General features: G+C 73.7%; 8 protein-coding genes and 2 pseudogenes. 6 read left to right on the forward strand and 4 right to left on the reverse strand.

What is annotated here, in order from left to right; translation table 11 throughout:
- The first annotated feature begins 68 nt into the window (after positions 1–68).
- The 4 genes and pseudogenes from ACZ60X_RS04705 (at position 69) to ACZ60X_RS04720 (ending at position 4,804) form a co-directional block, all read left to right on the forward strand.
- On the forward strand, positions 69–1,400 hold the full coding sequence (locus tag ACZ60X_RS04705; protein ID WP_469593284.1) for a class I SAM-dependent RNA methyltransferase: 1,332 nt from the start codon (positions 69–71) through the stop codon (positions 1,398–1,400).
- Positions 1,401–2,942: 1,542 nt separating this feature from the next.
- Positions 2,943–4,250: pseudogene (locus tag ACZ60X_RS04710) on the forward strand (ABC transporter ATP-binding protein); the annotation flags it as partial.
- 95 nt (positions 4,251–4,345) lie between these two features.
- Positions 4,346–4,513 (forward strand): annotated as a pseudogene (locus tag ACZ60X_RS04715) (hypothetical protein); the annotation flags it as partial.
- Between the two features lie 15 nt (positions 4,514–4,528).
- Positions 4,529–4,804: a hypothetical protein gene (locus ACZ60X_RS04720; protein ID WP_469594438.1), complete on the forward strand. Its 276-nt coding sequence runs from the start codon at positions 4,529–4,531 to the stop codon at positions 4,802–4,804.
- A gap of 42 nt (positions 4,805–4,846) precedes the next feature.
- Here ACZ60X_RS04720 and ACZ60X_RS04725 read toward each other — a convergent pair whose 3' ends face one another.
- A complete protein-coding gene (locus ACZ60X_RS04725; RefSeq protein ID WP_469593285.1) occupies positions 4,847–5,404 on the reverse strand; it encodes a hypothetical protein in 558 nt (185 codons plus the stop codon).
- Between the two features lie 878 nt (positions 5,405–6,282).
- On the opposite strand from ACZ60X_RS04725, the gene ACZ60X_RS04730 reads away from it, so the two are divergent.
- Positions 6,283–7,644 (forward strand): MptA/MptB family glycosyltransferase, encoded by a 1,362-nt coding sequence (locus tag ACZ60X_RS04730; RefSeq protein WP_469593286.1) that lies wholly within the window; start codon positions 6,283–6,285, stop codon positions 7,642–7,644.
- 25 nt (positions 7,645–7,669) lie between these two features.
- Here the strand turns inward: ACZ60X_RS04730 and ACZ60X_RS04735 are convergent, their stop codons facing one another.
- Positions 7,670–8,176: a MarR family winged helix-turn-helix transcriptional regulator gene (locus tag ACZ60X_RS04735; protein ID WP_469593288.1), complete on the reverse strand. Its 507-nt coding sequence runs from the start codon at positions 8,174–8,176 to the stop codon at positions 7,670–7,672.
- Positions 8,177–8,344: 168 nt separating this feature from the next.
- On the opposite strand from ACZ60X_RS04735, the gene lgt reads away from it, so the two are divergent.
- Positions 8,345–9,235, forward strand: coding sequence for a prolipoprotein diacylglyceryl transferase (gene lgt / locus ACZ60X_RS04740; RefSeq protein ID WP_469593290.1), 891 nt, complete (start codon positions 8,345–8,347; stop codon positions 9,233–9,235).
- 60 nt (positions 9,236–9,295) lie between these two features.
- Here lgt and ACZ60X_RS04745 read toward each other — a convergent pair whose 3' ends face one another.
- Complete coding sequence (locus ACZ60X_RS04745) at positions 9,296–12,916, reverse strand: hydantoinase B/oxoprolinase family protein (RefSeq protein WP_469593292.1); 3,621 nt, start codon at positions 12,914–12,916, stop codon at positions 9,296–9,298.
- A 216-nt stretch (positions 12,917–13,132) separates the two neighbouring features.
- Positions 13,133–14,137: a methylmalonyl Co-A mutase-associated GTPase MeaB gene (meaB, locus tag ACZ60X_RS04750; RefSeq protein ID WP_469593294.1), complete on the reverse strand. Its 1,005-nt coding sequence runs from the start codon at positions 14,135–14,137 to the stop codon at positions 13,133–13,135.
- Between the last annotated feature and the right edge of the window lie 6 nt (positions 14,138–14,143).

Raw genomic sequence — 14,143 nt, forward strand, 5'->3', positions numbered from 1 at the left:
CAGCGGCCACGTAGACTGGTGGGCTGTTGTCCGGCCGTTTTCCGTTCCCGATCTGGAGTCACCCCGCCATGCAGGCAGAACCGAAGAAGTCGCTGGTCGGGGAGGAGTACGAGGTCGAGATCGGCCCCGTCGCCCACGGCGGCCACTGCATCGCCCGTACCGCCGAGGGGCAGGTGCTGTTCGTCCGGCACGCGCTCCCGGGCGAGCGGGTGGTGGTCCGCGTCACGGAGGGCGAGGAGGGCGCGCGCTTCCTGCGCGCCGACGCGGTGAAGGTGCTGTCGGCGTCCAAGGACCGCGTCGAGGCCCCCTGCCCCTTCGCGGGGCCCGGTCGCTGCGGCGGCTGCGACTGGCAGCACGCCAAGCCCGGCGCCCAGCGCCGGCTGAAGGGCGAGGTGATCGCCGAGCAGCTGGCACGGCTCGCGGGCCTCACCCCCGAGGAGGCCGGCTGGGACGGCACGGTGATGCCGGCGGAGGGCGACAAGCTGCCCGCGGGCGAGGTCCCGCAGTGGCGCACGCGCGTCCAGTACGCCGTGGACCCCACCACGGGCGAGGCGGGCCTGCGCCGCCATCGCTCCCACGAGGTGGAGCCCGTCGACCACTGCATGATCGCGGCGACCGGGGTGTCCGAGCTGGGCATCGAGCGCCGCGACTGGACCGGCATGGAGTCGGTGGAGGCGATCGCGGCGACGGGCTCCCAGGACCGCCAGGTCATCCTGACCCCGCGCCCCGGCGCCCGCCTTCCCCTCGTCGAACTGGACAAGCCGGTCTCGGTCCTCCGGGTGGACGAGAAGTCCGGCGGCGTGCACCGCGTCCACGGCCGCCCCTTCGTCCGTGAACGCGCGGACGGACGCACGTACCGCGTCGGCAACGGCGGCTTCTGGCAGGTCCACCCGAAGGCGGCGGACACCCTGGTGACGGCGGTCATGCAGGGCCTCCTCCCGCGCAAGGGCGAGATGGCGCTGGACCTCTACTGCGGAGTGGGCCTGTTCGCGGGCGCGCTGGCCGACCGCCTCGGCGAGAAGGGCGCGGTGCTCGGGATCGAGTCCGGCAAACGAGCGGTCGAGGACGCGCGCCACAACCTCGGCGACTTCCCCCGGGTCCGCATCGAACAGGGCAAGGTCGAGTCCGTCCTCCCGCGCACGGGCATCACCGAGGTCGACCTCATCGTCCTCGACCCGCCCCGCGCCGGTGCGGGCCGGACCACGGTCTCCCACCTCACCTCCCTCGGCGCCCGCCGTATCGCCTACGTCGCCTGCGACCCGGCCGCCCTGGCCCGCGACCTGGCGTACTTCCGGGACGGCGGATACCGGGTGCGGACGCTGCGGGCGTTCGATCTGTTTCCGATGACGCATCATGTGGAGTGCGTGGCGATTCTGGAGCCCGTTGAGAAGGGACGCTGACCTGCTGTTTCGTCGAGTGTGCAGGACGTGCGCTGTGGGCGTTACGGGCGACATCTTGACGCATATTCGACGCATGTGACGCACGTGTGACGCACATTCTGATGGTGCGTCAGGCAGCAGTTTACGCAGGCGACGATGCGTCGGGTGTGGCCTGTCGGGATTGCTTCCTCACTGTCTCTTGGTGAAAATCCGTGGGGTTGTGGCCCGATCTCGGCTCTTTCCTGCCCGGGCGGCAGTGATGTGGCGTGGTCGCGTACTGCTGTGACGTATTCGGTCACGCGCTTGGCCTGATACCAGGCGTCTGCCTGTTCTTCGAGGTGTTTGACGCGGTAGGCGTGGGTGTATGCGGCGCGGGCTTCGTGCATGGCGGCTTCCCAGCGCCGCTGCTGCTCCTCGCGGGCTTGCTGCTCTCGCGGCGTTTGCGTTCTGCGGCTTCACCGCGAAGGCTGACTTCATGACACGGCCGTGGGCGGTAGGGGCCCGACCGTGTGGGCCGTGATCTACGGGTGGTGCGTCGCCGAGAACGACGCCGAGTGCGAAGGCGTCACGCCGGACGGTGCCTTGTTGCCTGTTTCCGGCCCGCTGGCCAGGGCCAGCAGTAACAGGAACAGCAGGAGACCGCCTCCGCCCGTGCCCGCCGCCACGGCGCGGGTGCGAGGGCTGATGGACCGGTGGTGCCCGCGTACACGGGTACCGTCCGAACGGTAGTAGGGACGGACATAGGCTGTCGGTCCAGTGGAGATTCGGCGGGGCCGCGGCTCAGGAGTGGGACGCGGGGCGATACGTCGGGACGCCGCATGGGGCTGCGCGGCGCGGGACCGGTTGCGGCGGTTGTGGCCTTTGGCGTAGGTGCCGTCGCGGCGGTAGTGGGGGCGTACGTAGGTCACGGGGAGTCCTTAACGGCGAAGGGGATGGTTGGTGCCCTGCGGGCGAGGCCAGGTGTTCCTCGGTTCGGCATTCGACGATGGCGACCGGTGCTGACAATCCAGGGCGCCCAACTCGGCGACGGTGCACACAGGTTGGGTGGATGCCGGCGATTCCTAGGCCGTCGTCCACGTCGAGAAGGCCTTCGGTCCCGAAAGGCCAGTCGCGTGCGCCCTCGGAGTTGGCAGTATCGCCGCGAGCGCCGCAATGGTCAGGCGACGGGGGAGGGCTGGTGAGAGCCTGAGGCCGCGCAGTGCTCGGCGAGTTGGCGCACCAGGGTCATCCGGCCGCTGCTCCCACCACGGTGGAACGTGTACTCGTCGCAGCAAAGGGTCCATGGGCCAGAGGATGCACAGGACGTAGTCGAAGATCAGGAAGGGCCCTGCGGAGTCCAGGAGGGCGCGCGAGGAACGAGTGAACGTCGTCAGCGCCCCCATGCGTCCTTCGGTTCCATTGGTTCGGCCGAAGTTGTACTGGTCGGGACGGTGGTTTTCCCGATACTCATGAAGACTTGCTTGGGGAACGGGGGGATCCGTTGCTGCTTGTCATCGCGTTACTGGTGACCGGTGGGTCCATGCTGGTGTCACGTTGCGGGGGGCCGACAGCGTTCTACCGGCCGTGTCGTCGCAGGCGCAGGGGGCTGTTCGCACGTTGCCGAGACCATGCCTTCACTCTGGTCACGACAGCGTCGTCGCGGCCGCGCCCGTCGTCTCGCCGCGTGAGGCGTTCCGGCGGCTGTGGCCGTACACGCGCGGTGGCCGCCGCTGGCTGCTTCCTGCGCTCTTCTTCAGTCTGGCCGGTCCGGCGGTCGAGGCCGCGGAGATCTGGCTGTTCAAGGTCGTCGTGGACGGCGTGCTCGTCCCCCGTGATCTGCGGCCGCTGCTGTGGATCGCACCGGCCTACCTGGGGCTGATCGGCTGCTCCGGAGTGGTGGCGTACGCCGACGAGGTCCTGTCGACCTGGGTCGGCGAGCGCTTCCTGCTCACGCTGCGCTCCGCGGTGTTCCGGCACGTCCAGGGGCTGTCGCTCGGCTTCTTCGAACGCCGGCGGCTCGGGGACGTGCTGTCCCGGCTCACCGGGGACGTCGACGCCGTCGAGACGTTCCTGCTCTCGGGCGTGGCGGACGTCCTCTACTACGTCGTCCAACTGGGCTTCTTCCTGAGCCTGTTGTTCTATCTGCGCTGGGACCTGACGCTGCTCGCCCTCGTCATCGTGCCGCTGTTCTGGGCCGCCGCCCGGCACTTCGCGCGGCTGCTCAAGTCGGCGTCGCGGGAGCGCAGGCGGCGCAGCGGCTCGCTCAGTGCGATCGCGGAGGAGGTGCTCGGCAACGTCGCCCTGGTGCAGGCGTACAACCGGCAGGGGTGGGAGCAGGACCGGTTCGAGCGGGAGAACGCGGGCAGGTTCCGGGCGGCGATGGCCGCGGTGCGGATTCGGGCCGTCTACGGGCCCGTCGTCGAGATCATCGAGGTGAGCGGCGGGCTCGCGGTCATGGGGCTCGGCACCTGGAAGCTGGGCCAGGGCCAGCTCACGCTGGGCGGCCTGCTGGTCTTCCTCGCGCTGATCGGCAAGCTCTACGGCCCGGTCCACGGCCTGTCCGGGCTGGGCACCACCTTCTACACGGCTGCCGCCTCGGCCGAGCGGATCATCGAGTTGCTGGACCAGCGCCCGCAGGTCACCGAGATCCCGGGCGCCCGGCGGACCGGCCGGGCGCGGGGCGAGGTGGCGTTCGACGGTGTCTGGTTCCGGTACCCGGGTGCCTCCTCGTGGGCGCTGTCGGACGTGACGTTCCGGGTGGCCCCGGGCGAGACGCTGGCGCTGGTCGGGGCCAGCGGGGCCGGCAAGTCGACGCTCGCCAGGCTCCTGCTGCGCTTCTACGACCCCGACCGGGGAGCGGTCCGGCTCGACGGCGTCGATCTGCGCGAGCTGAGCCTGGCCGACGTACGGCAGTGCGTCGCGGTGGTGCTCCAGGAGACGCTGGTCCTGCACGGCACCGTGCGGAGACGCTGGTCCTGCACGGCACCGTGCGGGAGAACATCGCCTATGGCCGGCCGGGGGCGAGCGAGGCGGACATCGTCGCGGCGGCGCGTGCGGCGGACGCCCACGAGTTCATCGAGCGGCTCCCGGACGGCTACGACACCCTGGTCGGCCAGCGCGGCCGGACCCTGTCCGGCGGGCAGTGCCAGCGCCTGGCGATCGCCCGCGCGATGATCAGGGACGCGCCCGTGCTGCTGCTGGACGAGCCGACCACCGGTCTCGACCCGCGCTCGGGCCGGCGGATCATGGAGCCGCTGCGCCGGGTCATGGCCGGGAGGGCCACCCTCGTCATCTCCCACAACCTGCTGACCGTCCGCGACGCCACCCGGATCGTGGTGCTCGACCACGGCCGGGTCGTGGAAGAGGGCGCCCACGACGACCTGCTGCGCGACCAGGGCGCGTACGCCCGGCTGCACCGGCTGAGCGCCGGCGCCGTGCAGTCCTGAGCGCCGTGCAGTCCTGAGCGCTGCGGTGCCGCGCCGTCCGGATCAGGCCGCCGACTCCACGACGTGGGCCGTCCGCAGGTGGGCCGTGGCGAGGACGGTGCCGTCGGGCGCGGTCAGCCGGGCGCCCGAGAGGGTCGTCAGGTCGCCGGGGGCGGTCACACCCCACTGGCCCTGTCCGCCGGCCAGGTGGAAGTCACCGACGCGTACGGTGGTGCCGTCGGTGTGCTCCAGGAGGCACGTGACCGTGCCGGTGTACGCGGCGTGCGGACCGCTCAGAGCGACGGAGACGAAGACCCAGCCCGGACTGCCGGGGTGGGCGTAGACCTCGCCGACGGTGCCGCCGCCGCGCACCGGCGCGATCATGTCCCCGACGATCATGGGTTCGGCCGCGGTGGCAGGCCCGGAGGAGGCGAGGACGCCCTCGACGGCGGTGCCGATTCCCCAGCCGGCGAGCCCGACGGCGACGACGAACGCCGTGGAGACGGCCGCGAGCCGCAGCCGGGCCCGCCGGACCCGCCCGCGCAGGTCGCCGAGTGCGCGGCCGGAGGTGCCCGGCGGGCTCTCCTGCGCCGCCGTCTGCTCGGCCAGCGTGCGCGCCACGCGGGTCTCGAAACCGGGCGGCGGCTCGGCGTCCGGCAGCAGGCCGGGGCACGACGCGCATGGGCGCGAGTGGGGGGGCGGGAGCGTCGGCGGTCGTCCGAAGGAGGGAGAACCGCGACGCGGCCCTCCCGGGGGCGCCTGCGCAGGCCGGATGGGTGGCGCCCGCGGTGACGTGTCCGCCGTGGCCGCGGCCGCCCATAGCGTCTGACCGGTTGGGGCACGACGCGCATGGGCGCGAGTGGGGGGCGGGAGCGTCGGCGGTCGTCCGAAGGAGGGAGAACCGCGACGCGGCCCTCCCGGGGGCGCCCGCGCAGGCCGGATGGGTGGCGCCCGCGGTGACGTGTCCGCCGTGGCCGCGGCCGCCCATAGCGTCTGCGCGGGCCGACGCACGAACCGGCGTACAGGGGGACCACTCGCGACGTGCGCCTGCTCCCGGGGTCCGAAACGTTCGGTGACGGATGTAGTGTCGTGCCGGCCGGTTCGGCGGGCGGCCGCGCCTCGGCGTCAAGCCGGCGGGCGCGCGGGTGTCCTCCTTTGCGGTGTCCTCCGTTGCGGGGGGTACGCTGCCGCCGCGCTGACGCCGGCCGGCGAGTCGTCGGCTGACCGCCGGTCCCGTGCTCCGTCCGCCGGACGGTGCCGGCCCGCTGGTCACGGCGTCGCCGGCCGGAGGCAGCCCGAGCGGCGAGACCCGCGCGAGGGCCCGCTGAGCGGTGGCGGACGGCCGTACGACGTCCGGCAGCCGGTTCGTCGCCTACCGTGACGACGTGACGGCGGCGGCCGTGCTGCCCCCGGCAGCGGTTGGGACACGCGTTCGCGGGCAGGGATCGTCACGGCCCTCCTCGCCGCGCGCCGACGCACCGACGAACCAGAGAGCGACCTTGACGACCAGCAACAGCGAGTGGGCCCCGCGATGGACCCACCGGACCCGGACAGCCTTCTCGCCGGCACCGACCGCCGCGGCGCGGTCCCGGCCCCGCGCGGCCGTGTGGACGTCCGCCGCGGGCATCGCCCTGTTCGGACTGGTCGGCGCGAGCGCGCCCAACCACAACACCCTCAGGGCGCCGATCCCCTGGCTCCGGCTGCCGGTCATGCCCGGCACCGTCTCCGAGGTGGCCACCACCGCGGCCATAGTGCTGTCCTGCCTGGGCGCGCTCGGCATGATCCACGCCCATGCGCGGGGCTGGCGGCCCAGCCCGCGTCTGCTGCTCGGCGCGGGCGCGCTCGCCGTCCTCCTCGTCGCCGATCTCACCCCGGTCGGTTCCTCCGACACGGCCAGCTACGCCGCGTACGGCCGGATCGCGGCGCTCGGCGGCGATCCGTACGAGACGACCCCCGCCATGCTGGGCGGCGCCTACGCCCATCTGGTGAGCGACGCCTGGCAGCACACCCCGTCCGTGTACGGCCCGGTCGCGACCTGGTGGCAGGCGGCCGCGGCCGGCGTCGGCGGCGACCGGCCGTGGCTGACGGTATGGGCGCTGATGCTGGCGAACGGGGCCGCGTTCCTCGGCACCGGCTATCTGCTGCTGCGCACCGCCGACGACCCGATCCGGGCCGGCCTGCTGTGGACGGCCAACCCGCTGCTGATCGGGGTGGTGGTCGCGGGCGGGCACCTGGACACCCTCGTCGCCTGCCTGGCCGTGTGCGCGATCCAGCTCGCCCGCCGGGCCGCCCGCCCGCCCCACGATCTGCTCGTCGGAGCGCTGGTCGGCCTGGCCTGCGGCGTCAAGATCAGCGCGGCCCTGCTCGGCGCCGGGCTGGCCTGGCCGCTGCTGCGGGCGGGAGCCTGGGGACGGGCGGCGCGGCAGGCCTGCGCGGCCGCGCTGACCCTCGCCGTCCTGTACTGCGCCTACGGCCTGCACGCCCTCGCCCCGCTGTCCGCGGCCTCCCGCCTCGTCTCCACCCCGTCTCCGTGGGCCGCGTTCGACCACGTCGGCGCGGCACTCCTCGGCCCTCGGGTCACGGCGACCGTGACCGGTCTGCTGTGGCCGGTGCTGATGCTCGTGCTGGCCTGGCTGCTGTACCGCCGTATCCCGGCGGACGCGCCGGCCGCCGTCGCCGTACCGTTCGTGCTCGCCTTCGCCTGGATCCTCGCGGCGCCGTGGTCGATGCCCTGGTACACGGCCCTCGCCTTCGCCGTGGCGGCCCTGTTCCGGGAGCACCGGCTCACCCGGTACCTGGTCGTGACCACCGCCGTCCTGGCCCTGTTCCACAACAGTGGGGGGCACGGCTGGACGTGGTAACCGGACGATCACGCCAGGGCCCCGGTCACGACGAGTCCCTGTGCTCACCGGGTTCGCCGAGGTGCTCGGCGAGTTGGAACAGGGCGGGCAGGGCGTGTGTGATGGCGGCGCGGGCGCTGTCGTCGAGGGTGGCGAGTGCGGCGTCGATGCGGCGTTCGTGGGCGGTGGTCCAGGCGGCGAGCTTCTCGCGGCCGGCGTCGGTGAGGGCGACGAGGGAGGCCCGGCGGTCGGCGGCGTCGACGTCGCGGGTGACCAGCCCGGCGGTGATCATCTGCCCGATCAGCCCGCTGACCGTGCTCTGGGCGAGGCGGCGGCGGGCGGCGAGGTCGCTGATCCGGGTGGGCGAGTGCTCGCCGAGCACCTGGAGCAGCTCCACCTGCGCCATGGGCAGGGTCTCCCACGGGTAGTCGGTGCGGATCGAGGAGCGCAGCGCACGCCGCAGCCGGGTGACGGCCTCGGTGAGCAGACGCGCGTCCGGCTCCGCCCCGCCGGTACGGGGCAGCGAGACATCGGTACGGGGCTGCGCAGACATGCGGCAAGGGTAGTCGCGGCGCGGGCGGGTGCGGCCCGGCCGTCCACGGCTCGGACCGTGGGTGCCCCGGTCGTCCCCTCACCTGAAGCTTCGGTGTCCGATGTATCGTCGGGTGGATCCGCTCCGGCTCACGAGCCGGGTCCGTACCCGCGAGAAACGGTCGAGCCCTTGAACCTGGCGTACCTCCCGAGTCCCTCCCAGGGGGTCTGGCACCTCGGCCCGGTGCCGATCCGCGCCTACGCGCTGTGCATCCTGGCGGGCGTTTTCACCGCCGTGTGGCTCACCGGCCGCCGCTGGGAGGCGAGGGGCGGGCGCCGCGAGGACATCGCCGACATCGCGATATGGGCCGTGCCCTTCGGCATCGCCGGCGGCCGCCTCTACCACGTGATCACCGACCCGGAGCTGTACTTCGGCGCCGGCCGGCAGCCCGTCCGCGCCCTCTACATCTGGGACGGCGGCCTGGGCATCCCCGGCGCGGTTGCCCTCGGCGCGGTCGGCGCCTGGCTCGGCTGCCGGCGCCTCGGCGTCAAGCTCTCCGACTTCGCCGACGCGGTCGCCCCCGGACTGGTGCTGGCCCAGGCCATCGGCCGCTGGGGCAACTACTTCAACCAGGAGCTGTACGGCCGCCCCACCCACCTGCCCTGGGCGCTGGAGATCGACCCCGCGCACCGCCCGTCCGACCTGCCGACGGTGGGGCTGTACCACCCGACGTTCCTGTACGAGTCGCTGTGGGACCTCGGTGTCATGGCGCTGCTGCTGTGGCTCGGCCGCCGGCACCACCAGCGGCTGCGCCGGGGGCGGCTGTTCGCCTGCTACGTGCTCGCCTACACCACCGGCCGGGCCTGGATCGAGGCCCTGCGCATCGACCACGCCAACCACTTCCTCGGCCTGCGCCTGAACGACTACGTCTCCCTCGCCCTGTTCGTCGGCGCCCTGGCCTGCCTCGTCGTCACCCGTCACCCGCGCGCGACCGACGACGCACCGTACCCGGACGGGAAGGCGGCGGCGGACGCCCCGGAGCCGGCCGCGACCGACGCCCCCGACCGCGAACGGGCGTGAACCGGGACAGGACGGCCTGAGACCGGTCCGCGCCGGGCGCCCCCGCCGGGCCCCCGCACGTCACCCCCCGGTCCCGGCCCCCTCCGCGCGGCCGTACCCGCCGCCTCCCGGCGTGCGGACCACCAGCACGTCGCCCTCGGTGACGTCCGCCGTGTCGCAGCCGCGCAGCCGCTCGACGCGGCCGTCGGCGCGTTCGACCAGGTTCTCGCCGAGGGCGCCGGGCGCGCCGCCCGCCATCCCGTACGGCGGGACGCGGCGGTGACCGGAGACGACCGCGACCGTCATCGGCTCCGCGAACCGGATCCGGCGCTCCACCCCGCAGCCGCCGTGCCAGCGGCCCGCGCCACCGCTGCCCTCGCGGACGCGGAACTCCTCCACCCGCACCGGAAAGCGCCACTCCAGGATCTCGGGATCGGTGAGGCGGGAGTTGGTCATGTGGGTCTGCACGGCGTCCGCCCCGTCGAAGCCCTCGCCCGCGCCGGCGCCGGAGGCGACCGTCTCGTAGTACTGGACGCGCTCGTTGCCGAAGGAGACGTTGTTCATCGTGCCGGAGCCCTCGGCCTGGGCGCCCAGCACGGCGTACAGGGCACCGGTGACGGCCTGGGAGGTCTCCACGTTCCCGGCGACGGTCGCGGCCGGGTGGACGGGGGAGAGCATCGAGCCGGCGGGGATGCGCACGTCGAGGGGTTTCAGACAGCCGCCGTTGAGCGGGATGTCGTCGGCGACCAGGGTGCGGAAGACGTACAGCACGGCCGCCATGACGACGGAGGCGGGCGCGTTCAGGTTGCCGGGCTGCTGGGGCGAGGTGCCGGTGAAGTCCAGCACGGCGCCGCGACGGTCGTGGTCCACGCGCAGGGCGACCCGGATGACGGCGCCGTTGTCGGTCTCGTAGCGGTGCTCGCCGTCGTGGAGGGCGGCGATGATGCGGCGTACGCACTCCTCGGCGTTGTCCTGGACGTGGCCCATGTAGGCGTGGACGACGTCGAGGCCGAACTGGTCGATGACGCGCCGCAGTTCCTGGATGCCCTTCTCGTTGGCGGCGATCTGCGCGCGCAGGTCCGCGAGGTTGGTCTCCGGGTCGCGGGAGGGGTGGCGGGCACCGGTCAGCAGGCGGCGGGTCGCGTCCTCGCGGACGTGACCGCCGCGCGCCAGCAGCCAGTTGTCGAAGAGCACGCCCTCCTCCTCGATGGTGGTGCTGAACGCGGGCATGGATCCGGGGCTGATGCCGCCGATCTCGGCGTGGTGGCCGCGCGAGGCGACCAGGAAGAGCAGCCGCTCGCCCGCCTCGTCGAAGACGGGGCTGACCACGGTGATGTCGGGCAGGTGGGTGCCGCCGTGGTACGGGTCGTTGACGGCGTAGACGTCGCCGGGCCGGATCGAGCCCTCGCCCCGCCGCAGCACCTCCTTGATGGTCTCGCCCATCGAGCCCAGGTGCACCGGGATGTGCGGCGCGTTGGCGATCAGGTTGCCGGCCGGGTCGAACAGGGCGCAGGAGAAGTCCAGGCGCTCCTTGATGTTGACCGAGTGGGCGGTGCTCTCCAGCCGTACCCCCATCTGCTCGGCGACCGCCATGAAGAGGTTGTTGAAGACCTCCAGCAGCACCGGGTCGACGGTGGTGCCGGCCGCCGTGCGGGACGGGCGGGGCCGGCAGCGGGTGAGGACGAGGTCGCGGTGCTCGTCCGCCGTGGCGCGCCAGCCGGGGTCGACGACCGTGGTCCCGTCCGCCTCGGTGACGATCGCCGGACCCTCGACCGCGTCCCCGCGGCGGATGTCCGCGCGCCGGTACAGCGGCGTGGCCTGCCTGCGGCCCTCGCTGAACATCCGTACGACGGCGGTGGGGCGGAGCGCGCCGGTGCGCGGCGGCGGCACCGGCGCGGCGGCGCAGCGCGGGCCGGAGGAACCGGTGGCCTCGACCGCGAGTGCCTCGACGACCAGCGGCTTGTCCATGGTGAAGCCGTAGCGGTCGCGGTGGTCGCGGGCGAAGCCGGCGCGCATCTCCTCGGCCGGGCCCAGCGGGACGGGCAGCGCGACGTCGGTGCCCGCGTAGCGCAACAGCGCGCGGGCGGCCGTACGGACGGTGCTGTCCGGCACGCCGTCCTCGCGCAGCTGGGCGCGTGCCCGTTCCTCCAGCTCCGCGCGGACCGCCTCCACCCTGGCCGGCGTCTCGGGCCGGTCGAGCGGGGCCTCCAGGGAGCGCTCGCGCAGCGCGACCGCGTCCGCCGTGCCGATGCCGTACGCGGACAGGACTCCGGCGAGCGGCGGGACCAGGACGGTGTCGATGCCGAGCCGGTCGGCGACCGCGCACGCGTGCTGGCCGCCCGCCCCGCCGAAGGCGACCAGCGCGTAGCGGGTGATGTCGCGGCCGCGCTGCACGGAGATCTTCTTCACCGCGTTCGCGATGCCGAGCACGGCGATGTCGAGGAAGCCCGCCGCGACCTCCTCCGCAGTGCGGCGCCGCCCGGTCGCGGCGGCCGTCCGCTCGGCCAGCTCGGTGAAGCGGGCGCGGACCGCGGCCTCGTCCAGCGGCTGGTCGCCGTGCTCACCGAACACCCGGGGAAAGAAGGCGGGTTGGACCCGGCCGAGCATGACGTTGGCGTCGGTGACGGTCAGCGGCCCGCCGCGCCGGTAGCAGACCGGGCCGGGGTCGGCGCCGGCCGAGTCGGGCCCGACGCGGTAGCGCATCCCGTCGAAGCGCAGGACCGAGCCGCCGCCCGCGGCGACGGTGTGGATGTCGGTCATGGGCGCCCGCATCCGCACCCCGGCCACCTGGGTGCCCAGGACCCGTTCGATCTCGCCCGCGTAGTGGGACACGTCGGTCGAGGTGCCCCCCATGTCGAAGCCGATCGCCCGGGTACGGCCCGCGCGCCTCGCGGCGCGGGCCATGCCGACGACGCCGCCAGCCGGACCGGAGAGCACCGCGTCCTTGCCCCGGAAGCGGCCCGCCGCGCGCAGACCGCCCCCGGACTGCATGAACAGCAGCCGCACCCCGCTCAGTTCGGCCGCCACCTGGTCGACATAGCGGCGCAGGACGGGCGAGAGGTAGGCGTCGACCACCGTCGTGTCGCCCCGCGGCACCAGCTTGATCAGCGGACTCACCTCGTGCGAGCAGCTCACCTGCCGAAAGCCGGCCGCGTGGGCCGCCCCGGCGACGGCGGACTCGTGGTCCGGGTGCCGGTAGCCGTGCATGAGGACGACGGCGGCGCTGCGGAACCCGTCCGCGTACGCCGACTCCAGCGCCGCGCGTACGGCGTCCAGGTCGAGCGGGCGGACGACGTCGCCGCGCGCGCCCACCCGCTCCTCCACCTCGATCACCCGGTCGTACAGGGCCTCGGGAAGCAGGATGCGGCGGTCGAAGATGCGCGGCCGGTTCTGGTAGGCGATGCGCAGGGCGTCCCGGAATCCCCGGGTGATCACCAGGACGGTCGGCTCGCCCGAGTGGGTCAGCAGCGCGTTGGTGGCCACGGTGGTGCCCATCTTCACCACCTCGATCCGGTCGGCCGGCACCGGTTCGTCCGCGTCGAGCCCCAGCACCAGCCGGATCCCGGCGACCGCGGCGTCCCGGTACGCCTCCGGCCGCTCCGACAGCAGCTTGCGGCTGACCACCTCGGCCTGCGGCGTCACCGCCACGACATCGGTGAAGGTGCCACCCCGGTCGATCCAGAACTGCCAGCGACCCGTCATGCCCCCATACTGAGCGCCCCCGGCGACGGACGCAGGTCGCGCCCCGGCCCCCGCACCCGGCTCGCCGGCGAAACAGCGGTGACGCCGCACCGTCCCGGCCGCCGCACGGCCGTGTGCCTCCGGGGCGGGAGCCGGTCAGCGGGGCGAGGGGCGGTGCCGGGCCGGACGAGAGCGGGCCTGGGTCGGGCGCGGCCGGTCGGGCAGAGGCGGTCGCCGTCAGGCTCCCGCCCCTTCCGGCGTGCCCTTCTCGAACGCCGCCAGGATCCGCTCCGCGGCCAGCGTCGCCGTCAGCGTCCCCTCCTTGACCTGCTGTTCGAGGAGCGGGGCGGTCTGCCGTACCGCCGGATCGGCGTGCAGGCGGCCCAGGAGTTCGTCCTGGACCATCGACCAGGTCCAGGCGACCTGCTGGTCGCGGCGCTTGGCGGTGAGGCGGCCGGTGGAGTCCAGCAGCGTCCGGTGCTGTTCCAGGCGGTCCCAGAGGGTGTCCAGGCCGCTCCCCTCGCGGGCGCTGCAGTGCAGCACCGGCGGGGTCCAGAAGGCGTCCTTGCCGTGCATCAGGCGCAGGGCCCCGGCCAGCTCCCGTGCGGCGGCCCGCGCGTCGCGTTCGTGCGGGCCGTCCGCCTTGTTGACGGCGATGACGTCGGCCAGTTCCAGGACGCCCTTCTTGATGCCCTGGAGCTGGTCGCCGGTGCGGGCCAGGGTCAGCAGGAGGAAGGTGTCGACCATGCTGGCCACCGTCGTCTCGGACTGGCCGACGCCCACCGTCTCCACGAGGATCACGTCGTAGCCCGCCGCCTCCATCACCACCATCGACTCCCGGGTGGCCTTCGCGACACCGCCCAGGGTCCCCGCGCTGGGGGAGGGGCGGACGAAGGCCGCCGGGTCCACCGCCAGGCGTTCCATCCTCGTCTTGTCGCCGAGGATGGAGCCGCCGGTGCGGGTGGAGGAGGGGTCGACGGCGAGGACGGCGACCCGGTGGCCCAGCGAGGTCAGCATCGTGCCGAACGCGTCGATGAACGTCGACTTGCCGACCCCCGGCACCCCGCTCACGCCGATCCGCCGGGCCCGCCCGCTGTGCGGCAGCAGCCGGGTCAGCAACTGCTGCGCCAGCACCCGGTGCTGCGGGCGGGTGGACTCGACGAGCGTGATGGCGCGGGCCACCAGGGCCCGCCTGCCGTCGAGCACACCCTTCACGTACGTGTCGAGATCGATCGCTGCCATCGGCCC

The organism is Streptomyces sp. NPDC104106 (assembly GCF_055584345.1).